Annotated in this window: 17 protein-coding genes and 1 pseudogene; 4 read left to right on the forward strand and 14 right to left on the reverse strand. The window is 68.7% G+C overall.

The annotated features are described in order from the left end of the window. Positions 1-9 precede the first annotated feature (9 nt). Positions 10-1,086: an ABC transporter ATP-binding protein gene (locus HZ321_RS01815; protein WP_181699635.1), complete on the forward strand. Its 1,077-nt coding sequence runs from the start codon at positions 10-12 to the stop codon at positions 1,084-1,086. Positions 1,087-1,140: 54 nt separating this feature from the next. Here the strand turns inward: HZ321_RS01815 and HZ321_RS01820 are convergent, their stop codons facing one another. The 10 genes from HZ321_RS01820 to HZ321_RS01865 form a co-directional block, all read right to left on the reverse strand. Beyond that, positions 1,141-1,515, reverse strand: coding sequence for a hypothetical protein (locus HZ321_RS01820; protein WP_181699637.1), 375 nt, complete (start codon positions 1,513-1,515; stop codon positions 1,141-1,143). Further along, a complete protein-coding gene (locus HZ321_RS01825; RefSeq protein WP_181699639.1) occupies positions 1,515-1,838 on the reverse strand; it encodes a hypothetical protein in 324 nt (107 codons plus the stop codon). The genes HZ321_RS01820 and HZ321_RS01825 overlap by 1 nt, the downstream gene beginning before the upstream one ends. Positions 1,839-2,038: 200 nt before the next feature. Next, positions 2,039-3,073: a YsnF/AvaK domain-containing protein gene (locus HZ321_RS01830; protein ID WP_181699641.1), complete on the reverse strand. Its 1,035-nt coding sequence runs from the start codon at positions 3,071-3,073 to the stop codon at positions 2,039-2,041. Positions 3,074-3,093: 20 nt separating this feature from the next. After that, a complete protein-coding gene (locus HZ321_RS01835) occupies positions 3,094-3,492 on the reverse strand; it encodes a DUF2382 domain-containing protein (protein ID WP_181699643.1) in 399 nt (132 codons plus the stop codon). A gap of 200 nt (positions 3,493-3,692) precedes the next feature. Next, positions 3,693-4,583: a GNAT family N-acetyltransferase gene (locus HZ321_RS01840; protein WP_181699645.1), complete on the reverse strand. Its 891-nt coding sequence runs from the start codon at positions 4,581-4,583 to the stop codon at positions 3,693-3,695. A 3-nt stretch (positions 4,584-4,586) separates the two neighbouring features. Beyond that, positions 4,587-5,318 carry an aspartate/glutamate racemase family protein gene (locus HZ321_RS01845; RefSeq protein ID WP_342343798.1) on the reverse strand — a complete coding sequence of 244 codons (732 nt, stop codon included), beginning with the start codon at positions 5,316-5,318 and terminating at the stop codon, positions 4,587-4,589. Next, a complete protein-coding gene (locus HZ321_RS01850) occupies positions 5,315-6,142 on the reverse strand; it encodes an ABC transporter permease (protein ID WP_181699647.1) in 828 nt (275 codons plus the stop codon). Before HZ321_RS01850 ends, HZ321_RS01845 begins: the two co-directional genes overlap by 4 nt. A 3-nt stretch (positions 6,143-6,145) precedes the next feature. Continuing rightward, on the reverse strand, positions 6,146-7,000 hold the full coding sequence (locus tag HZ321_RS01855) for an ABC transporter permease (protein ID WP_181699649.1): 855 nt from the start codon (positions 6,998-7,000) through the stop codon (positions 6,146-6,148). 89 nt (positions 7,001-7,089) lie between these two features. Further along, a complete protein-coding gene (locus tag HZ321_RS01860) occupies positions 7,090-8,391 on the reverse strand; it encodes an ABC transporter substrate-binding protein (RefSeq protein ID WP_181699651.1) in 1,302 nt (433 codons plus the stop codon). 50 nt (positions 8,392-8,441) lie between these two features. Continuing rightward, a complete protein-coding gene (locus HZ321_RS01865; protein WP_181699653.1) occupies positions 8,442-9,512 on the reverse strand; it encodes an ABC transporter ATP-binding protein in 1,071 nt (356 codons plus the stop codon). Positions 9,513-9,784: 272 nt separating this feature from the next. Here HZ321_RS01865 and HZ321_RS01870 point away from each other — a divergent pair, with 272 nt between their 5' ends. Continuing rightward, positions 9,785-10,492: a GntR family transcriptional regulator gene (locus HZ321_RS01870; protein WP_181699655.1), complete on the forward strand. Its 708-nt coding sequence runs from the start codon at positions 9,785-9,787 to the stop codon at positions 10,490-10,492. Here HZ321_RS01870 and HZ321_RS01875 read toward each other — a convergent pair. Beyond that, positions 10,482-13,058 carry a cation-translocating P-type ATPase gene (locus HZ321_RS01875; RefSeq protein WP_181699657.1) on the reverse strand — a complete coding sequence of 859 codons (2,577 nt, stop codon included), beginning with the start codon at positions 13,056-13,058 and terminating at the stop codon, positions 10,482-10,484. The two genes, HZ321_RS01870 and HZ321_RS01875, sit on opposite strands and share 11 nt — an antisense overlap. A 251-nt stretch (positions 13,059-13,309) precedes the next feature. On the opposite strand from HZ321_RS01875, the gene HZ321_RS01880 reads away from it, so the two are divergent. Continuing rightward, a complete protein-coding gene (locus HZ321_RS01880) occupies positions 13,310-14,917 on the forward strand; it encodes an EAL domain-containing protein (RefSeq protein WP_181699659.1) in 1,608 nt (535 codons plus the stop codon). Positions 14,918-14,927: 10 nt separating this feature from the next. Here the strand turns inward: HZ321_RS01880 and HZ321_RS01885 are convergent, their stop codons facing one another. After that, positions 14,928-17,321, reverse strand: coding sequence for an HWE histidine kinase domain-containing protein (locus tag HZ321_RS01885; protein WP_181699661.1), 2,394 nt, complete (start codon positions 17,319-17,321; stop codon positions 14,928-14,930). Positions 17,322-17,520: 199 nt separating this feature from the next. Between HZ321_RS01885 and HZ321_RS01890 the strand changes: the two genes are divergently transcribed. Beyond that, positions 17,521-17,874, forward strand: a complete 354-nt coding sequence (locus tag HZ321_RS01890) for a DUF1428 family protein (protein ID WP_181699663.1) — start codon at positions 17,521-17,523, stop codon at positions 17,872-17,874. A 39-nt stretch (positions 17,875-17,913) separates the two neighbouring features. On the opposite strand, the pseudogene HZ321_RS01895 reads toward HZ321_RS01890, so the two are convergent. Then, positions 17,914-19,632, reverse strand: a pseudogene (locus HZ321_RS01895) (DEAD/DEAH box helicase); the annotation flags it as partial. Between the two features lie 124 nt (positions 19,633-19,756). Further along, positions 19,757-21,259: calcium-binding protein (locus tag HZ321_RS01900; RefSeq protein ID WP_181699665.1), on the reverse strand; the 1,503-nt coding region annotated here is incomplete at its 5' end.

Genomic DNA, 21,259 nt, shown 5'->3' on the forward strand with positions numbered 1-21,259 from the left:
AGGATGACGATGGCGAGCGTGGAACTCAGCCGCGTGGCGAAGACCTTCGGGCCGGTGCCCGTGATCCACGGGGTGGACCTTTCGATCGAGCACGGGGAGTTCACCGTGTTCGTGGGGCCTTCCGGATGCGGGAAATCGACCTTGCTCAGGATGATCGCCGGACTGGAGGAGGTCTCGTCCGGCGACCTCAAGATCGGCGGCGAGCGGGTCAACGACGTGGAGCCCTCCGAGCGGGGGGTGGCCATGGTGTTCCAGTCCTACGCCCTCTACCCGCACATGACGGTGGCGGAGAACATGGGCTTCGGCCTCAGGATGACCGGCACGCCGCGCGCGGAGATCGAGACCCGCGTCAACGCGGCCGCCGAGATCCTGCAGTTGGGGGCGCTGATGAAGCGCAAGCCGAGCCAGCTTTCCGGCGGGCAGCGCCAGCGGGTGGCGATCGGACGGGCGATCGTGCGGAACCCGAAGGTGTTCCTGTTCGACGAGCCGCTCTCCAACCTGGACGCGGAGCTGCGGGTGGCGATGCGGGTGGAGATCGCCAAGCTGCACCAGGAGCTCGGCAACACGATGATCTACGTGACGCACGACCAGACGGAGGCGATGACGCTGGCCGACAAGATCGTGGTGCTGCGCGCCGGCAAGGTGGAACAGGTTGGCTCGCCCATGACGCTCTACGACGACCCGGACAACGTGTTCGTGGCCGGCTTCATCGGCTCGCCGAAGATGAACTTCCTGGCCGCCACGGCGGTGGAAGGCGGCGACGGGCGGCAGGTGCGGCTTGGCGATACCGTTGTCTCGCTGCCGCTCGTGCGCGATCGGGCCGTGCCGGGCGCGGCCCTCACGATCGGCATCCGGCCGGAGCATTTCGACCGCGGCCGGGCGGCCGACCTGCGCCTGCCAGTGACGGTTGACGTAGTGGAGCACCTCGGCGGCACCAACTACATCTACGGCCGCACGCCGGGTGGAGAGAGCGTGGTGGTGGAGAAGCGCGACGGAGTGATGGCGCGCCCGGGCGAGCGGGTGGAGGTGTCGTTCGCGCTGGACGACCTACGCGCCTTCGGGGGCGACGGGCTGCGGCTGCGGTGAGGCGGGGCGACGGGGGAGCGGACAGCCGACGTTCGCCGGCCGTCCGCGGCTCGTTCAGTCGCCGACCGGTTCGCTGGAAATGCTGAACTCATCCGGCGATGCCGCTGCCAATTCGTCAAAGCTGATCCGACCGTCCGTCATCGCCCGGATAAGCGCCGGACATACGACGATCGCCGTGCTGCCCGTCGGCACGCCGAAGAACTTCGCGTCTTCCGCTTCGGCGGTCTTGCCCTCGTTGCGCTCGATGCAATCCTTAATGGCCCGGTCGCGGAGAGTCGGACTTTCGGAGAAGCCGCCCCGGACGAGTTCGTATTGCTGCCGCGTGACCTTTTCGGTGCAGGAGGCGAGCCCGGCCGCGAGGATGACGGGGACGATCCATAAACGTTTGGACTGGCGGCGAGCCGCTTGATGTATCGCGTTTGCCGACATCAGCCGCCCCTCAACACGTTGGACACGTTCGCCGGAATACGATCGGTGATCATGATGTCTTCGGGCGTGATCTTCTTGCGTGCGATGCCCTGTACCAGGCGTGTGCAGAGGACTTCCAACACCTGATCCTTCGGGGCGCCGGTCAGGTAGGCCAGGTAAGGCTCTCTGGCGACCTCGCGCATCGTCCAGTCGTCCATGCACTGGCCAATCGCCAGCTTGATCATGGACGGGCTCTCGGACGCGACGTTCTGAAAGAATTCGAGCTCCTGGCGTTCCTGCTCGCGGCAACCCGCAAGCGCGAGCAGCACCAGCGGCGCTGCCATGACCCTACGCAACACACTCATCGTAAGAAACCTCCACTCATAAACGAGGGATGATTCTCACATTTATCAATTCTGCGCAATCAGAGGTTAAAAAGGTTGATACATGCCAACCGGCCTAAATGCCGGCGGGGCGGTTCCGCGCGGATGACGGCGGTGAGGCTGGCGCCCCGCTCCGGGGAGGAGCGGGGCGGTTTCTGCGATCAGGCGCGGCGATCGCGCGGGTTGATCTGGTCCGAGCGGGTATCCTCGACCTCGACCTCCGTGCGGCGGACCGTGTCGGAGACGGTCTCTGTGGTCTCTCCGGCTTCCTTGCGCAGGCGAAGCTCCTCGCGGACACGCGCGTCCTTGGAGATGACGGCCTCTTCGGAATGCTCTTCCAGCTCGACGGTGCGCTCGCGGAAGAGATCGTCGCCTGATGTGGCGGCCCGGTCGACGGGACGGCGCTCGATGTCGACGCGCTCGTTGCGCAGGGTCACGTTCTCGGAGACGGGCTCCTCGACGACGTAGGAGCGGACGCGGACGCGGCCGTGGCTGACGTCGCGCTTGCCGACGCGAAGGCGCTCCTCGACGATCGGGATGCTCTCGTCGCGGCCGGTCAGGTCGGTGTCGCGGTCGGAGACGGTGGTATCACGGCCCGTGACGTCCGAGTCGCGGCCGGAATAGCCGGTTGTGCGGTCGTAGTCGGGCTCGAGGCCAGCGGCGTCCATGCCGGTGCGTCCAGTGTATCCGGTGTCGCCAACGGACGAAACGCTGCGGGTGGAGCCGATGGTGCTCTCACCGTAGGTCCGGTTGGCGTCCGGGTTGAGGTCGGCGTAGCTCGTCGAGCGGTCCTCCTCGTAGCCGGACCAGCCTTCGGAGCGCCAGGACTGCTCGCGTTCGCCGATGTCGATGGAGCCTTCGTCGTCGAGGATGTCGATGGCGCGGTCATAGCTGGCCGCATCGACGGTGGCGCTGACGAGGTAGCCGCCGCGGCGCAGGCCCTCGGCATAGCTGTGGCGGTCCTCGTCGGGGATGAAGAGGTCGGCGAGCATGTCGAGGAAGCCGCGGCTCTCACGCGGTTCGGTCGTGGCGGTGGTGCTGGCCGTGTTCGAGGTACCCTCGGTCAGGCGGACCTGGGACTGCGGGATGCCGGAGGCGACGAGGCGCTCGACAGCGCGGGAGGCGTCGTCGCGGGTCTCGAAGTAAGCGGTGACGACACGGGTGCCGCCGGTGGGATTGTCGATGCCATAGGCCATGGTGCTGCCCTCGCTTGTTGTCAGGTTTCGTCGTCCGCAGGCAGGCGCTCCACGTCGGCCCGCATCCTGCGGAGCGACACGAGGACCTCGACGGCCTCGGCCGTCCGCCGCCGGCGAATGCGGATCTCCTCGGTGAGGACGAGCCGCTTCTCCACAACGAGTACCTCCTCCACCACGGGGATGACGGTGACGTCGCCCTCCGTGCGGATGGCTGGCGCTTCGGTGACGATCCGGTCCATGGGGACGCGGTCGATTTCCACGGCTTCCCCTTCCAGGGTGGCGCCGACGGTTTCCTCGACGGTGTCGGCGACGGTGCGGACCCGTACCCGGCCGGTGACGACCTCCCGCTTTTCGATCCGCGCCTCTTCTTCGGCAAGCCGAAGCAACCGCTCGTCGGATTCGGGTTCAGGACTGGTCATTTCGTCTCTCGGCAAGGCCTCGTTGTCTGCGATCAACCGCAGCAACGAGTGTTCGTTCCCGCCGAGGGGGCAACAACATTTTGCTTGTTTTCGGGAAATACATGGAACCCGGCAGCTCCGCCTGGAGCCTGTGCTGGGCATTGATGGATCGACTGGGCGATCTGCGGTTGTGATGACGGGCCGCGACGCGCGGAGACCGGTCAGCCGAGTTCGAAGGTGGTGATGCCGAAGACGCGCGCGAGACCGATGGCGGACGCCCTGCCCTTGACCATCCGCGCGGTCTCGAAGGCGGGCGACAGGCCCAGTGCAACGGCGAGCGCGGCAGCTGCGTTGTTGGGTTCCGGGCAGTCGAGGCTGACGGACTGGCCGGGGATGCGGGCGAGGAGGGCGGCGGCGAGGCGCTGGGCCTTGCCGGGCGTGTCGGCGAACAGCGGGCCGATCTTGTAGCCGTCGCGGCAGGGCCTGATCACCGCGTAGCCGCAGATCTCGTTCTGCGGGCCGCGGATCAGTTCGGCGTGGTGGCCGGGCGCCGACAGCCAACAGCGCAGGAAGGCCGGGCGGGCAGCGCCGAACAGCGCCGCGTCGTAGGCGAGGAGATCGTCGACATCGGCAGCCGTGGCGGGGTGCAGCGTCGAACGGATGCCGCGGAGCCGGTGCGCCGGCCGTTCCGGAAGGGCCGCGTGAGCCGGTTCGAGCCGGGCACGGCCGGTGTAGCGGATGTTGCGGTGGATATAGGTGAAACCGGAGCGGCGGTAGTTGTCCTGCTGGGCGACGACGCCGTCGAGCCCGATCGACCGCTCGCCGGCGTGGGCGATGGCGGCTTCCCAGAGGGCGTATCCGTAGCCGCGTCCGCGCATGTCCGGGCGGCAGATGTAGAGACCGAGGAAGGCCTGGCGGTCGTCGTAGCGGACGATCGAAATGCCGGCGCAGAGCGCGCCGGAGGCGTCGAAGCCTCCGAGGAAGCCCTCGGCGTCGGCGGCGAAGAAGCAGCGGGCGTCGTGGAGGCCGGGGTTCCAGCCCTCGGCGGCCGCCCAATCGATCAGAGTCTCCAGTTCGCCGAGCGAAAGGGGGCGGATCGCGCGGAGCGACATGGGTCAGCCCGGCGGCGCGAAGGAGGCGAGCAGCCCGATGTAGGGCTTGGGCACCGCCGGGGCGTAGGTGCCGCGCTTGGATGTGCGGCGGCGGAGCCGACCGAGGCCCTCGGCGACGGTGACGGCGGCGGTGACGCCGTCCACGACCGGGACGCCGAAGGTTTGCTGGAGCCGATCGGCGAGGTCTGCCATGCCGGCACAGCCGAGCACGATGGCCTCCGCCCCGGCCGCCAGCGCCTTGGCGATCTCCGCTTCGATGCGGGCGGAGGCGTCGGAGGCGGGGTCCTCCAGCGCAAGGACCGGGATGTCGGCGGCGTAGACGGTGACGCGGCCTGAAAGGCCGTAGCGGTGGACGAGTTCGGTGAGGGGCACGATCGCGCGGGCCATGGTGGTGACGACCGCGATCCGCTTGGCGAGCGGTGACGTCATCAGCAAGGCGGCCTCGCAGATGCCGAGCACCGGGATGCCGACCCGGCATCGGGCGGCCTCCACGCCGGTGTCGTCGAAGCAGGCGACGATGAAGGCCTCGAAACCCTCCGCCTCGGCGGCGGCGGCGGCCTCGATCACGGCCGGGACGGCGAAGGCCTCGTCGTAGTAGCCCTCGATGGAGACCGGGCCCATGGCCGCGGTGCGGGCGACGACTTCCGTGTCCGGTGCGGCGACGCCGAGTGCGGCTTTGAGGCCGGTTTCGGTCATCGAAGCGGTGGTGTTGGGATTGAAGAGCAGGATCCTCACACTGCACCTGCCCTGGCGCGACGGCGGTTGACCAGGACGATCGCGCCGAGGGCGATCAGGATCACCAGGAAGGAAAAGCCGGTGGTGACCGTGCCGAGGGCGTAGAGAACCGGCGTGGTGACGTTGGTGGTCATGCCGTAGATCTCCAGCGGCAGGGTGTTGAAGGAGCCGGAGGTCATCAGGGTGCGGGCGAACTCGTCGTAGGAAAGCGAGAAGCCGAACAGGCCGACGCCGACAAGCGGGGGCGTGATCATCGGCAGGACGACGTGGGCGAAGGTTTGCCAGGCGCTGGCGCCGAGGTCGCGCGCGGCCTCCTCGTAGGCGGGCGAGAAGCGGTTGAACACGGCGAACATGATCAACAGGCCGAAGGGCAGCGTCCAGGTGAGGTGAGCGCCGAAAGCGGACGTGTACCACTGGGGCCGGAACCCGGTGACCTGGAACAGGAGGCCGATGCCGAGCGAGACCAGGATCGACGGCACGACCAGGCTGGCAACGGCCAGATAGAAGAGCGCGCCGGAGCCGGCGAAGCGGCGACGGAAGGCGAGGCCGCCGAGGAGCGAGACGACGACGGTGGTGAGCATCACCATCACCCCGAGGGTGAGCGAGCGGGTAAAGGCGCCGCCGAAGTCGCCGACCGCCTGCTGCTCGAAGAGGTTGGCGAACCAGCGCAGCGACGTGCCGTTCATCGGGAAGGTCAGGCCGCCGTCCGGTCCCTGGAAGGACAGGATGACGATGGTGGAGAGCGGCCCATAGAGGAAGAGCACGAAGAGGCAGAAGAAGGCCGCGAGGATGTAGAAGCCGGGGCCGCGGTGTTCGGAGAGCATGGCTCAGAGCTCCTTGCGGATGTCGACGATCCGGAGGATCCCGGCGACGATGATGAGAACCACGGCGAGCAGGACGACCGCGTTGGCCGCCGCGGCGGGATACTGCAACAGCGACATCTGGTTGGCCATCATCAGGCCGATCGAGGCCGACTGGCCGCCGGACATGAAGCGCACGGTGATGAAGTCGCCCATCACCAGGGTGACGACGAAGATCGAGCCGATGGCGATGCCCGGCTTGGCGAGCGGCAGGATGACGTTCGTGAGGATCTGGAAGCCGGAGGCGCCGGCGTCGCGGGCGGCCTCGATCAGGGCGCGGTCGATCCGCATCAAGGTGTTGAAGATCGGGGTGACCATGAAGAGCGTGTAGAGGTGCACCATGGCCAGCACCACGGCGAACTCGGAGAAGAGCAGGAACTCCAGCGGCTCCGCAACGATGCCGGCCTCCACCAGAGCGGAGTTGAGCAGCCCGTTGCGGCCGAGGAACGGGATCCAGGAGATCATGCGGATGATGTTGGAGGTGAGGAAGGGCACCGTGCAGACGAGGAAGAGCACCAACTGCATGGCCGTGGTGCGGATGTGGAAGGCCAGGAAATAGGCCACCCAGAAGCCGACGAAGAGGGTGATCGCCCAGACGATGACCGCGAACTTCAGGGTGTTGAGGTAGGTCTTCCAGGTGACCCAGGAAAACAGGGTCTCCTCGTAGTTGAAGGTGACGAAATCGGGGTAGATGCGGATCGAGTCGTAGTCCCAGAAGCTCACCATCAGGATGGTGAGGAGCGGCACCAGCAGGAAGACGCCCAGGATGAGGGCGAGCGGGGCCGCCTGGAGATACGGGGCGAGACGGGCGGTGAGGGTCATGGGCTCGTCGGTCCGCGGGGGATGGGTGGGCCGACCCTGGCGGTGGTGGCACCGCCAGGGTCGAGAGCGCAAGGTTCAGATCCGGCGCCTCAGGCGGCGATGAACTCGTTCCAGCGGCGGACCATGTAGCGGTCCTCGTCCATGACCGAGTTCCAGCAGGCGACGGCGCCCATGCGGGCTTCGAAGGAGCCGCCGTCGCGGACGGAGCCGGCCTTCTCCATGACCTTGCCTTCGGGGGACATGATGTCCTTCTCGGCGGGCTTGCCTTCCATCCAGAAAGCCCACTCGTAGGGCTCCATGAACTGCTTGGCGGTGTCGAGACAGGCCGAGTAGTAGCCCTGGCGGTTGAGGTAGGCGCCGACCCAGCCGGACATGTACCAGTTGATGTACTCGTAGGCGGCTTCCAGTTCGAGGCCGGAGAGGTGCTTGGCGATGCCGAGACCGCCACCCCAGGCGCGGTAGCCTTCCTCGAGCGGCTGGTAGACGCACGGGATGCCCTTGGAGCGGACGGCCGCGACGGCCGGCGACCACATGGACTGGATGACGACTTCGCCGGAGGCCATCAGGTTGACGGACTCGTCGAAGGACTTCCAGAAGGCGCGGAACTGGCCGGCCTTCTTGGTCTCGATCAGGAAGTCGATCGTCTTGTCGATCTCTTCCTTGGTCATGTTGCCCTTGTCGGCGTATTTGATCTGGCCGGCGGACTCCATGATCATCGCGGCGTCCATGATGCCGATGGACGGGATGTTCAGGATCGAGGTCTTGCCCTTGAAGGCCGGATCCAGGATGTCCTTCCAGTTCTTGATCGGGCGGCCGACGAGGTCCGGACGGATGCCGAGGGTGTCGGCGTTGTAGATCGTCGGGATCATGGTGAGCCAGTTGGTCGGCTCCTTGGCGAACTCGACCGAGTCGGCGGCGGTGACGAAGCCGACGGTGTGCGGGGCGGTGCCCTGCGCGATGGTGCTCTCCGGCGTCAGCTTGCCGGTGACGAAGAGCGGGACCAGCTTGTCGAAGTACTTCATCTTCGACACGTCGAGCGGCTGCATGACGCCGGCCGGGAAGACCTTCTTACAAATCCAGTATTCGATGTCGGCGATGTCGAACGAGTCCGGCTGGGTGACGGCGCGCTGGGCGACGGCGTCGGAATCGAGCGCAGTCATCTGCAGCGTGAAGCCGAGGTCTTCCTTGCACTTGTCGGCGATGGCGTTGATGTTCGACACGCCGGTGCCGAACTGGCGCAGCGTGACGTCCTTGATGTTCTGCGCCCAGATGGTCGGGAAGCCGGTGATGGCGCCCGAACCGGCGGCGAGGCCGGCGGCGGCGGCGCCTGTCTTCAAGAGATCGCGACGCGAGATGCCCTTGGTCCCCGTCGGCTTGGTGGTGTCTGTCATCGTTATTCCCCTGTTCTCTCTTCTTTGGCCCGAAGGCCTCCCCCAGAAGGTCAGGCGAGCACGTGGACGTGCTCGCGCGACCACGACAACGGAACCGCCTCGCCAACCGAGAGCGGCGCCCGGAAGAATTCCGCCTCGTCGACCGAGACGGAAAATTCGTCGATGCCCGGCGCCGCTACGGCGACCTGGACAGTCGATCCGCGGTACTCGACAGCCGAAACGAGGCCGGTGAAGCCGAAGCCCGGCTCGCCGTCGCCGAGGCGGACCTTGTCGGAGCGGACGGCGATGGCGACCGGCGCGCCGGCCTCGCGGACGGCCGGGGCCAGGAAGGAGGCGCCGCCAACGACCTCGAAGCGGGTGGTCCCCTCCCCGCCGCCGGCGGCGCGGCCCTCGATGACGTTGTGCTCGCCCATGAAGCGGGCGACGAAGGCGGTAGCCGGCCGGTTGAACACCTCGCGCGGGTGGGCGGCCTGCTCGATGCGGCCGCCGCTCATCACGACGACGACGTCGGCGAGGGCCATCGCCTCTTCCTGGGAGTGAGTGACGTGGATGAAGGTGATGCCGAGGCTCGCCTGCAGCTTCTTCAGTTCGGCACGCATGCGCACCTTGAGGAAGGGATCGAGGGCGGAGAGCGGTTCGTCGAGGAGCAGCGCCTGCGGATCGGTGATCAAGGCGCGGGCCAGCGCGACGCGCTGCTGCTGGCCGCCGGAGAGCTGGGCCGGGCGGCGGGCGGCGTAGGGCTCCATCTCCATGACGCGGAGCATGGCGAGCGCCTTGTCGCGGCGCTCCGCCTTCTCCATGCCCTTCATCTTGAGGGAGAAGGCGACGTTGTCGACGAGGTCGAGGTGGGGAAAGAGCGCGTAGCTCTGGAACATCATGGCCGTGCCGCGGCGGGCGGGCGGCAGGTCGTTGATGACGGTGTTGCCGAGCAGGATGTCGCCGTCGGATACGCTTTCGTGGCCGGCGATCATGCGCAAGGTGGAGGTCTTGCCGCAGCCGGACGGGCCAAGCAGGCAGCAGTAGGTGCCGGCCTTGATCTTCAGGCTGATGGCGTCTACCGCGGTGGTGACGCCATAGCGCTTGGTGACGGACGCCAGTTCGATGTCGGCTGCCTTCGACATGCGATCTCCCCAGGGCATGACAGCCATGGGATGAGCAATGGGCGTGCCAGTCGTCCCGCCGCGGTCCAAGCCTTTGCAAGCTCAACGAATTCGACACAGGGGCTGCGGTACGGCGGGCGTCGCTGCAAGGCGATGCGCCTATAAAAGAGGCGGTTGCACACGGAAAGACCTGGTTTTGTATACAATTATGCGCTGGTCCGGCGCACAACGGACTTTGCCGGCAAGCCGCGGGCGGGCTAGGCTGATGGTCAAGGCAATCGCTGACAGAGGCCATGAGCACACCGACCCGGACCGAGCCCATCCCACGAACCGGCACCCGCGCCGGCGAGATCCGCGACCAGTTGCACGACGCGATCGTGGACCGGCGGCTGACGCCGGGGACGAAGCTGGTGGAAGACGAGATCGGCGCGACCTTTTCAGCCAGCCGCACCGTGGTGCGCGCGGCGCTGCAGGCACTCGCCTTCGACGGGATCGTGACGCTGGAACCGAACCGCGGCGCTTCGGTGTCGAAGCCGTCGCCGGAGGTGGCGCGTCAGGTGTTCGACGCGCGGCGGATGATCGAGCCGGGGCTGGCGCTGGCGGCGGCGGCGCGGATCACCGCGGCGGACGTGGCGATGCTGGAGCAGCACCTGGCGACGGAAGCTGAGGCGATCGCGGCGCGGGGACCGAGCGCCCGTCGGGCGGAGATCCACGCTTCGGGCGAACTGCACCTGTCGATCGCGGCGATCGCCGGAAACGAGATCCTGTCGCGGTTCCTGCGCGAGCTGGTGGCCCGATCGTCGCTGGTGATCGCGCTCTACGGCCGCAGCGGCGCGTCGAGCTGCGCGCGCGACGAGCACGGACGCATCGTGGCCGCGCTGGCGAGCGGGAACGGGCGGGCGGCGGCGGAGCTGATGCGGCACCACATCGACCACATCGAGGCGGACCTGGACTACCAGCCCGCGGGCGAGGCGAGCATCCGCGACCTGCTCAAGCTCTAGACCGGGCGCGAAGCCGAGGCTGAAGGAGCGGCTTCAACAGCTCCAGGCCGAATAGCACGGCCAGCCCGGCGCCGAGAGCGACGGCCAGGCCTTGCAGCGACAAGGGGGCGAAGCCGAAGAGGTCGCGCACCGCGGGCACCGCGAGGGCGACGGCAAGCATCCCGGCGTTGGCGAGGAGCACGTAGACCAGCGCGCGGTTCGGACGCAAGACCGCGGCGCGCAGAGACGCGCCGAAGGAGCGGTTGACCAGGATGAGCGCCACCAGCGTGGCGATCAGGCTGGCGAAGGTGAGCGCGCGGACCTCGTCGACGGCCGTGTCGCGGGAAAGCGCGGCAAGGTAGACCGCGGCGACGACGGCGAAGGCCACCGCCCCCTGCAGGATGCTCCAGACGACCAGCGCGGCGGAGAAGAGCGGTTCGTCGCGGGCGCGGGGCGGGCGGCGCATGACGTCGTCCTCCTCGCGCTCGGCCTCGAAGACGAGGGAGCAGACGGGGTCGATCACCATCTCCAGGAAGGCGATGTGGACCGGGCCGAACAGGATCGGCAGGCCGAAGGCGAGCGGCAGCAACGACAGACCGGCGATCGGGACGTGAACGGCGAAGATGAAGCCCATCGCCTTGCGCAGGTTGTCGTAGATGCGGCGGCCGAGCCGGATCGCCTTGACGATGGAGCCGAAGTCGTCGTCGAGGAGGACGATGGCGGAGGCCTCACGGGCGACGTCCGTGCCGCGGCCGCCCATGGCGATGCCGATGTGCGCGGCCTTCAGCGATGGCGCGTCGTTGACGCCGTCGCCGGTCATGGCGACGGTTTCGCCGACGGCCTTCAGCGCCTCGACGATCCGCAGCTTCTGCTCGGGCATGATGCGGGCGAAGATGGTGGCGCCGCGGGCGTGGGCGACGAGCTCCGGCTCCGACATGGCGTCCAGCTCGGAGCCGGTCAGCACTTCACCGGCGCCGATGCCGGCCTTGCAGGCGATGGCGCTGGCGGTGACGGGGTAGTCGCCGGTGATCATGGCGACGCGAATGCCGGCCGAGCGGCACTCGGCCACCGCCGCCGGCACGCTGGCGCGCAAGCCGTCGGCGAGGCCGACCAGGCCAAGGAAGCTGAAGGCGAAGCCGGCGGGCCCTTCGGGGAAGGGCTCGGCGGACCAGGCGGCGCGGGCGACGCCGAGGACGCGCAAGCCCTCGCCGGCCATGGCGCCGACGGCAGCCTCCAGGGCAGCGGCGGCGGCGGGATCGAGGCGGCAGAGCCGGGCGATCGCCTCCGGCGCACCTTTGGCGGCGACAAGGAAGCCGTCGCGGCCCGCCTCGCGCCAGACCTGGGTGACGGCGAGGAGATCGGGGCGCAGGCCGTATTCGGCGGCCACCGTCCAGTCCGGGCCGGGCCAGGCGCCCTCCCCCGCCCAGCGGCCTCGGCCAAGGTCGTGGAAGGCGCGCTCCATGGGGTCGTAGGGATCGCGGGCGCAGGCGAGCACGCCGGTGCGGAGGAGTTCGTCGAAGGCGTGAGGGAGGACCGCGGTGTCCTGCACGTCGACGGCCAAGCTTTCGCCGGAGGGAAGGCGGAGCTCGGCGATAGCCATGCGGTTTTCGGTGAGGGTGCCCGTCTTGTCGGTGCAGAGCACGGTGGCGGCGCCGAGCGTTTCGATGGCGGCGGCACGGCGGGTGAGCACGCGCGCCTGGGAGATGCGCCATGCGCCCATCGCCATGAAGACGGTGAGCACGAGGGGAAACTCCTCGGGCATCATCGACATGCCGAGGGCGATGCCGGCGAGGATGGCGTCGAGCCAGCCGCCGCGCAGCATGCCGTAGAGGAGGACCGCGGTGAGGCTGACGAGGGCGCCGGCGGCTGCGAAGATGCGGACGAGACGGCGGGTCTGCGCCTGGAGGCGAGGCGGCTCGGTCTCCAGCGCGCCGAGGCTCTGGCCGATGCGCCCGATCTCGCTCGTCGCGCCGGTGGCGGTGACGGACGCGATGCCGCGGCCGCGGACGACGAGCGCGCCTGAGTAGACGGTGGGCAGGCCGTCGCCGCCGGGACGGCCGTCGGCGGAGGCGGGGGCCTCGGCCGCGGGCACCTTGCGGACGGGCACGGATTCGCCGGTGAGGAGCGACTCGTCGGCCTCCAGGTCGTGTGCCTCCACCAGAAGCGCGTCGGCGGGGACGCGGTCGCCCTCGGCCAGCACGAGGAGGTCGCCGCGGACGACCTCGCGGCCGGCGATGCGGCGGCGGACGCCGTCGCGGATGACGAGGGCGCGGGGGCTGGTGAGATCGCGCAGCGCTTCCAGCACCCGTTCGGTGCGGCTCTCCTGGACCACGGTGATGGCGACGGAGAGCGTGGCGAAGGCGACCAGGATCAGGGCCTCCTTGAGATCGCCCAGGAGGAGGTAGACGAGGCCGCCGCCGAGGAGCAGCGCCAGCATCGGCTCGCGGACGACCTCGCCCAGGATGCGCAGGGTGGTGCGACGGTCCGGACGCGGCAGCTCGTTGTAGCCGTCCGTCCGCAGGCGTTCGGCGGCCTCGGCGGTCGTCAGACCGACGTGCGGCAGTCCGGTGAGCGGGGGGACGGACATCGGCTTGGTTCCGGACGCAACGGGGACGGTGGGGACAAGACGTAGCCGATTTCGGTCGCAAGCAGCATGACCAAGCGCAAACGGAGCCGGCGGCTGAACGAAATGCACCCCAAGAGGTGTCATCGGCGCCTTCTGCAGCGCCGGGTGGAGCCGTTTTCGTTGTCGATAAAGATGTCTTAGCAGTTTTCCTGATATTCTGCTCATTGAATACATTTGCCCAGCGCAGACTGGGGACCCGGGAGGACCGCGGGATGGCGCGTTTCGTCAGCGTCTTCGTGTCGGAGTACCGCCAGCGACTGGTGTCGACCCTGGTGTGGTGCCTGGCTTTTGCCGGGTCGCTGCTGCTTTTCACGGCCATCGGCCTGCAGGCTGCCAGCCAGGCGATGCGAGCCGGCGCGGACAACAATCTTGCCGAAGTGGTCCGGCTGAGGACGAACGCGATCGCCGCTTTCGACATGCTGGAGCGCGAGGTCACGGCCGAGCCCTGCTCGCCGGACTTCCAGGCTCAGCTGCGCCGGATCGCCTTCCTGCCGGACGGGCTGAACGAGTTTCTCTACGCACCCCAGGGTGTCGCCCGCTGCTCGACGAGCCTGCCGACCTTTCCCACGCCCGTGCCGCTGGACCGGCTGGACGCCTCGGAAGACGGCCTCAAGGGCAGCGGAATGTGGCTGGACCTGCCGCTGGACTTCATCGGCCTGCCCGGCCTGACGGGGACGATCCTCGCGCGCGGCGATTTCGCGGTGGTGATCCCGTCGATTCAACTGAAGCCTCCGCTGCTGCCCTGGTACGCGATGGAGGCGGTAACCTTCACGGATGAAGGCGACACACGCCATCGCAGCGGGACCGAAGAGCTGCACGAGCATCTCCTCAGCAATCTCGGTTGGTCGGCACTCGCGGAAGGACACCTGCATGAGCTCGTCTGCGAGGAAACCGGCCGCGAATGCATCGCGGTGGACGCCCATCTCTCGGACATCGTCCGCTATAACGTTGCACCGATCGCGACGGCGGTTCTATTCGCCCTGCTGCTGGCCAGCTGGCTACAGCGTTTCGCCAGCGATGCGCTGCAGCGCTACTGGTCGTTCGAAGCGCGGTTCCGCCGCCATCTCAACGCGGACAGCGTGGTCTGCGCCTACCAGCCGATCATGGAGACGGCGACCGGGCGGATCACCGCCTGTGAGGTGCTGGCCCGCTGGCGCGACCTGGACGACCGGCTCGTCTTTCCGGACCGGTTCATTCCGCTGGTGGAGGCGAACGGACTGACGCTGACGTTCACCGACCTCCTGGTGCGGCGGGCCTTCACCGAGCTCGATGCACTGGTGCCGCCGGGGGACGTGCTGCAGGTCAACTTCAATGTGTTTCCCTGCGACCTCGACCCGGAGGTGCTGATCCTGCTGTTCGAGCCGTTCCTGGCGCAACGCGATCGGTTCGTGGTGGCCGTGGAGATCGTGGAGAGCGACGCGCTGGTGCCGGACAAGGCCGAAGTCGCGATCCGGGCCCTCCGCGAGGCCGGGATCCGGGTCTACATCGACGACTTCGGCTCGGGCTACTCGACGGTGGAGACGCTGGTGGCGCTGCCGGTGGACGGCGTCAAGCTCGACAAGGGTTTCGCCATGGCGCCGGACCAGACCGTGATGGCGCAGATGATGAGCTTCGCGCTGGAGATGATCCGCGCCTCCGGCCGACCGGTGATCGTGGAGGGCGTGGAGACCGCCCACCGGCTGGAGCAGCTGAAGACGTTTCCGTTCCCGATCCAGCACATCCAGGGCTATCACGTGTCGCGGCCCGTGGACGCGGTGAGCTTCGTGAAGCAGTACGTTAGCGCGAACCAGACGGCACGGAAGTCCATGGCCGCCGCGTGAGGCGATGTCCTCAGGCGCGGAGGTGGACCTCCATGTGGCAGGCGAGGCCGTCCTCGCCGTAGTCGACGGAGCCCGCGCCCAGCGAAGCCAGGGTACTGGCGATCAGGCGCGAACCGAAGCCGCGCGTGGTCGGCTTGACCAGCTTCCCGCCCGGGCAGCGTTCACGCCAATCCACTGCGAAACCGGCGGCCGGATCGGCCTCGTCCAGATAGCGCCAGGTGATCTCCAGCTTGCCGCCCTCGCGAGCCAGGCAGCCGTGCTTCACGGCATTCGTGGCCAGTTCGTGGAGGAGCAAGCTGAGCGAGACGGCGATGTCGGCGCGCACATCGACGCTCGGTCCGTCCAGGCTGATCGCCCCTCCCGCGGTGAACGGAGCGAGTTCGGCGTCGAGCAGCCCACGGAAGGGCACGCCCTCCCAGTGCCGCTCGGTGAGCAGGTCGTGGGTGCGGGCGAGCGCGCGCAGCCGGGCGCCGAGCTTCTCGACGAATTCATCGGGATCGCGGCTGGTGAGGGCGGTGCGCGAGGCGATCGCCTGGACCTTGGCCAGCGTGTTCTTGACGCGATGATTGAGTTCGTCGACGAGCAGCCCGAGGCGGCGGGCGTCGCGCTCACGCTCGGTGACGTCGACGGCCGCAACCAGGCGGAGGGGACGGCCGTCCGGCAGCGGGTCGAGCGGAACGGCGCGAACCTCCCAGATCCGCTCGCGGCCGGCGCTGGTGCGGATGCGGGCCTCGCCGGCCGGGACGGCGTAGCCGAAGGGTTCGGCTAGCAGGGGGACGAGGGCGCCCTCGGCGAGCGCCGCCTCCGCCCAGGTCCGGGTCGACGCGGATTCCGGCTGGCCGGAGCTTTCCCACCAGCTGCGGCTCGCCTCCAGAACCTCGCCGCCGGCGGTCTCCAGCATCAGCGGGAACGGAACCGAGGCGACCGCGACGCGCAGACGCTGCTCGCTGGCGGCGATGGCAGCACGGTCGCGGCGCTGGTCGGTCACGTCGAGGATGGTGCCAGTGCCGCGCAGCGCCCTGCCGTTCGCGTCGCGACGGATGCGGCCTTCGGTGCGCACCCACCGCTCCTCGCCGGTGTCGGCGCGGGTGATGCGGAACTCGGCGACATAGGTTTCCGGCCCATTCGGGGCGTAGAATCCGTCATAGATGGCGGTGACACGGTCGAAGTCGTCGGGATGGATCATGCGGGAGAACAGCATGGGATCCGGCGGCGTTTCGGGCGGGAGGCCCATGATGGCCGTGAACTCGGGCGACCAGAACCGCGCGCCGCCGGCGACGTCCACGTCCCAGGTGCCGATCGACGCGGCGTCGAAGGCGAGTTGCTGGCGTTCCAGGCTGTCGGCGAGTTCCCGCTCGCGCTCCTTCAAACGGGCCGAGGCTACGGCGAGCGCGCGGCCGACCGCGTCGGTCTCGGTGATGCCGTCGGGCGTGAAGGCGAAGACCTCGCCGCGGCCGACGCCTTCGGCTCCGCGGCTGAGCCGGACGATCGGCCCGCTGATGCCACGCGCGACGGCCCAGGACGACAAGCCGCCAAGACCGATGATGCCGAGCGCACCGATGGCGGCCAGGATGTAGGACCGCCGGATACCGGCGGCGAGCACGTCGCGGGGGACAACGACGACGACAGTCCAGCCGTTCGGCAGGCGGCTATACGCCACGATGGTCGGTTCACCCTCCAGCGACACGCTGTCGATCACCCCTTCAGGCGACCGATCGATGGCCGCGGAGAGGTCCGGCGTTGCGGATCGGCCGATGGCGGATGCATCGCCGAACGTGCGGGCGATGATGCGCCGATCACGATCCAGCACGGTGCCGAACCATCCCTCCGGCATCCGCTGCTCGCGCAGAAGGTTGGCAATGGCGTCCGGGAAGAACGCATAGGCGAGGTCGTAGACGATCCGGCCGTCGACGCGGACCGGGCTGTCGACCGCCAGAACGGGGCGTCCGGTCACCGCCCCTTGCATCAGGTCGCTGGCGACGGTGCGGCCGGCCTGGAGCTGCTCCACCAGAGACGGGATGACCGCGTCGGCCGGGAGCGGCGTGCCGCGCGGGCGGAGCGTGTTGACGAGTTGCTGGCCGTCGAGGTCGGACAGGACGATCCAGGCGGCCATGCCGTCGAGGGCGCGGCGTGCCTGGGCGTCAAAGGCGTCGAGATCGCCGACGGCAAGCGAGGGCGAACTGGCCAGCGCGGCGTTGAAGGCCGCGGCCAGGCGAAGGTGTCCGTCGACAACGAGCGAAAGGGCGCGGGCAGTTTCCTGAAGCTGGGTCTCGAAGGTAGCGCGGGCCCGCCGCTGTGCGTCATGGACCAGAAGGCCCGCCGCGAGCAGACTGGCGGCGACCAGACCGGAGGCAAGCAACGCAAGCCGCCCTCTGATCGATGTGACCTTGCGCCAGACCGCCACCCCAAACCCCACCCTTCAACCCGCTAACAAACGCGGCAACCGGCAGGGAGTTCCAGCGACCCGGAAAAAAACCTTTTGTTTGCAGAGAGAAGCACTTCGATGAGGTTCGGGGTGCCCGGTCGACAAATCACCAATGAGGCGTGTCGGGAGTCGGGGGGGCCGAACGTCCTGTGACAGTTCATGTCTGGAGGAGACGATCATGTCCTATGTCGATGGTTTCGTGCTCGCCGTGCCACGGGCGAAGCTGGACGCCTACAAGGAGCAGGCCAGCCTGGCGGGAGGGGTCTGGATGGAGCACGGTGCGCTCGCCTATGTGGAATGCATCGGCGACGACGTGCCGTATGGCGATCTGACCTCATTCCCACGCGCGGTCATGGCCACCGACGACGAGGTGGTGGTGTTCGCCTGGGCCGTCTACGCATCCCGCGAGGCGCGGGACGCGGTGCTCGCCAAGGTGTTCGACGACCCGCGATTGAAGGGGCAGATGGAGAACATGGCGTTCGATGGCAAGCGGATGATCTACGGCGGCTTCAAGGCCTTCATAGAACTCTAAAAACAGGCGCGGCGTGCACCCGCGGCAAAGCGCGGGCGGGCGGCCGGGCCGCCGACGGCAGCGCGGCGGGGGGGCCTTGCCGGCGGCCTTGGGCTTCGGCCGCTTGGCCTTGAGCTTCTTCGCCTTGGGCGCGCCGTGCGCGAACTTGCGGCGTTCCGGGGAGACCTGGCCGCCGACGAGTTCGATGCGGACCTCGTCCTCGCTGGGATTGGCGGCAGCGTAGGCGACCTGGCCGGCGGCGGCGGGGCTGATCTGGAACAGCGTTTCGCGCTCGCCGATCTGGATGGTGCCGACCTCGCGCTTGGGGATCTTGGCGACGCGGCAGATCAGCGGCAGGACCCAACGGACGTCGGCATTGTCCTTCCAGCCGATTGCGAGGCGGAACCAGACGGAGTCGCTGGGGCGGCCGGGGACGTCGCCGACATAGGGCTGGCGCTCGGGCTTGCGGCCTCCGTCGATCAGGTCCTCCGGCGCCGGGAGTTGGCCGCGGTGCAGGCGGATGAGGGCGGCGGCGATGGTTTCGGCGGAGCGCTCGGCCAGGAGCAGGCGGGCGAGTTCCAGGTCGTCCTCGGACGGCTCCTCGGCAAGCAGCGGATCGGCAAGCAGCCGCTGCTGGTCGAGCCGGCGGATCTCGTCGGCGGACGGGGGACCCGACCATTCGGCGTCGACGCCGGCGCCGGCAAGCAGGCTTTCGGCGCGGCGGCGACGGGTGTAGGGCACCAGGAGCACCGAGGTGCCCTTGCGACCCGCGCGGCCGGTACGGCCGGAGCGGTGGAGCAGCGCTTCCGGCTCGGTCGGCAGTTCGGCGTGGACCACCAAGGCGAGGTCCGGAAGGTCGAGGCCGCGGGCGGCGACGTCGGTGGCGACGCAGACGCGGGCGCGGCCGTCGCGCATGGCGGTGAGGGCCTGGTTGCGTTCGGCCTGCGCCATTTCGCCGGACAGGGCGACGACCTTGAAGCCGCGCTCCTGAAGCGCGCCGTGCAGGCGGCGTACGGCCTCGCGGGTGGCGCAGAAGACGATGGCGGCGCGCGTCTCGTACCAGCGCAGCACGTTGACCACCGCGCGCTCGATCTCGTTCGGTGCGATGCGCATGGCGCGATATTCGATGTCGGCGTGCGCGGGGGTGGCGTCGCGGACCTCGACGCGCTCGGCGTCGCGCTGGTAGTGGCGGGCGAGACGGACGATCTCGGCGGGAATGGTGGCGGAGAAGAGCAACGTCTGGCGCTCGGCGGGCGCCGCTTCCAGGATGAACTCCAGGTCCTCGCGGAAGCCGAGGCTCAGCATCTCGTCGGCTTCGTCGAGGACGACGGCCTTCAGCTCGCCGATGGCCAGGCCACCGCGCTCGATGTGATCGCGCAGACGGCCGGGCGTGCCGACCACGATGTCGGCGCCTTCGGCCAGGGCCCGGCGTTCGCGCCTGGGATCCATGCCGCCGACGCAGGAGACGATCCGCGCCTTGGCGTGGGCGAAGAGCCAGGCGAGCTCGCGGTGGACCTGCAGCGCCAATTCGCGCGTCGGCGCGACGACGAGCGCCTTGGGGACCGTGGCAGGCGGGACCTCGTCGGCTTCTCCCAGCACGGAATGGACCATGGCGAGGCCGTAGGCGATGGTCTTGCCCGAACCGGTGCGGGCGCTGACCAGGAGATCGCGCCCGGCGCGGGAGGGATCGATCACCGCCTCCTGGACGGGCGTCGGCTCGATGTAGGACCGGTCGGCCAGGGCACGGGCGATGGACGGGTGGATATCGGGAAAGGGCATCAAGGCTCGCGGGTCTGAACAAGGTGGCGCCAGCTATCTGCGGATTTCCGCTGCAGCGCAAGGAAAGCCGGCGCGAACACGCGTTTTCAGACCCGGGATCCTGTGTTGCCGGCCCGTGACGGCCTCAGGCAGCCTCCTCCAGGCGCAACTCGTAGGTCGTTCCCGACACGTCGAAGCTGTAGGAGTGGTAGCTGCCGATCATCCCGTTGTCCGTACCGCCGGAGACCGTGATGGTGTCGCCGGCGCGGTGCGTCACGGTGAGGACGTCGCCTTCCGGATCGAGCAGTCCCATGGTGGCCTGGTCGATGGTGGTGGACACAGGCGACGACGCGGCGGTGAAGTCGATCTCCTCGACCTCGCTGAGACCTGTCAGGACGATGCTGCCGCCGTCGGTGAAGCGGACCGTGTCGATCCCCGACCCGCCCGCGACGGTATCGTCGACGTCGACGATGAAGAGATCGTCGTCGGCACCGCCGAACAGCTGGTCGGCGCCCGAACCGGCATAAAGCACGTCGTCGCCGGTCCCGCCGGTGAGGGTGTCGTCGCCGATGCCGGCGTAGATCGTGTCGTTCCCGGCCAGACCGTCGAGGTTGTCGCCGCCGGCGTTCCCGCGCAGCGTGTCGGCGCCCGCGGTTCCGGACAGGGTTTCGCCGACCACGTCGTCGACGGTGAGCGTGATGCTCTGCTGCGTGACAAGGCCGTGCGAGTCGGTCGCCACCACGTTGAACGTGCGGCTCGCGCTCTCCTCGAAGTCGAGCGAGACGCCGGACGCCAGGCGCACGTTCGATCCGTCGATCTCGAACAGGGCGGCGTCGGCACCGCTCAGGGAGTAGTTGACGCTGTCGCCGCTGTCCGGGTCGCTTCCGGTGAAGCTCGCGACCACGGCACCGGTGTCGTTCTCGTCGACCGGGCCGAGGTTCGTGACGGACAGCGAGGGCGCTTCGTTGACGTCCGTGACGGTGACGGCGATCCACTGGTCGGTGGTGTTGGTGCCGTCGCCGGCGCGGACCTGGACGTTGTAGACGTTGTCGCCGTCGCCGTCCTGCGGGGTCTCGCGATCCGGCGCGCCGATGAAGGTGAGCACGCCGGTCGAGCCGTCGATCTGGAACAGCGCGGCGTCGCCGCCGGCCAGGATCGAGTAGGTGGGCGAAACGCCCTCCGGATCGGTGGCCGAGACGGTGAGGACGGCGGTCTGGTTCTCCGCCACCGACACTGCCGCAGACGACGAGATCACCGGCGCCTCGTTGACGTTGCCGACCGTCACGGAAACGGTCTGCGTGGTGAAGGCCGAGCCGTCGGAGGCGCGGACCTGGACCTGGTAGACGCCGTCGGCGTTGGCATCGGCCGGGGCTTCGAAGTCGGGCGTCGCCAGGAAGCTCAGCACACCGGTCGCGCCGTCGATCTGGAACAGCGCCTGGTCGGCGCCGCCGACGATCGCGTAGATCGGCGACGTGCCTTCCGGATCGGTGGCCGAGACGGTGAGGACGGCGGTCTGGTTCTCCGACACGGTGACCGCCGCAGACGACGAGATCACCGGCGCCTCGTTGACGTTGGTGACGGTGACGGCGATCCACTGGTCGGTGGTGTTGGTGCCGTCGCCGGCGCGGACCTGGACGTTGTAGACGTT

It is taken from the genome of Chthonobacter albigriseus (assembly GCF_013839445.1).
Classification (GTDB): Bacteria; Pseudomonadota; Alphaproteobacteria; order Rhizobiales; family Pleomorphomonadaceae; genus Chthonobacter; species Chthonobacter albigriseus.

Excerpts from the sequence above, each read along its gene's own strand:
- HZ321_RS01815 (WP_181699635.1), top strand. The coding sequence starts at position 10 with ATGGCGAGCGTGGAACTCAGCCGCGTGGCGAAGACCTTCGGGCCGGTG.
- HZ321_RS01820 (WP_181699637.1), bottom strand. The coding sequence starts at position 1,515 with ATGTCGGCAAACGCGATACATCAAGCGGCTCGCCGCCAGTCCAAACGT.
- HZ321_RS01825 (WP_181699639.1), bottom strand. The coding sequence starts at position 1,838 with ATGGCAGCGCCGCTGGTGCTGCTCGCGCTTGCGGGTTGCCGCGAGCAG.
- HZ321_RS01830 (WP_181699641.1), bottom strand. The coding sequence starts at position 3,073 with ATGGCCTATGGCATCGACAATCCCACCGGCGGCACCCGTGTCGTCACC.
- HZ321_RS01835 (WP_181699643.1), bottom strand. The coding sequence starts at position 3,492 with ATGACCAGTCCTGAACCCGAATCCGACGAGCGGTTGCTTCGGCTTGCC.
- HZ321_RS01840 (WP_181699645.1), bottom strand. The coding sequence starts at position 4,583 with ATGTCGCTCCGCGCGATCCGCCCCCTTTCGCTCGGCGAACTGGAGACT.
- HZ321_RS01850 (WP_181699647.1), bottom strand. The coding sequence starts at position 6,142 with ATGCTCTCCGAACACCGCGGCCCCGGCTTCTACATCCTCGCGGCCTTC.
- HZ321_RS01855 (WP_181699649.1), bottom strand. The coding sequence starts at position 7,000 with ATGACCCTCACCGCCCGTCTCGCCCCGTATCTCCAGGCGGCCCCGCTC.
- HZ321_RS01860 (WP_181699651.1), bottom strand. The coding sequence starts at position 8,391 with ATGACAGACACCACCAAGCCGACGGGGACCAAGGGCATCTCGCGTCGC.
- HZ321_RS01865 (WP_181699653.1), bottom strand. The coding sequence starts at position 9,512 with ATGTCGAAGGCAGCCGACATCGAACTGGCGTCCGTCACCAAGCGCTAT.
- HZ321_RS01870 (WP_181699655.1), top strand. The coding sequence starts at position 9,785 with ATGAGCACACCGACCCGGACCGAGCCCATCCCACGAACCGGCACCCGC.
- HZ321_RS01875 (WP_181699657.1), bottom strand. The coding sequence starts at position 13,058 with ATGTCCGTCCCCCCGCTCACCGGACTGCCGCACGTCGGTCTGACGACC.
- HZ321_RS01880 (WP_181699659.1), top strand. The coding sequence starts at position 13,310 with ATGGCGCGTTTCGTCAGCGTCTTCGTGTCGGAGTACCGCCAGCGACTG.
- HZ321_RS01890 (WP_181699663.1), top strand. The coding sequence starts at position 17,521 with ATGTCCTATGTCGATGGTTTCGTGCTCGCCGTGCCACGGGCGAAGCTG.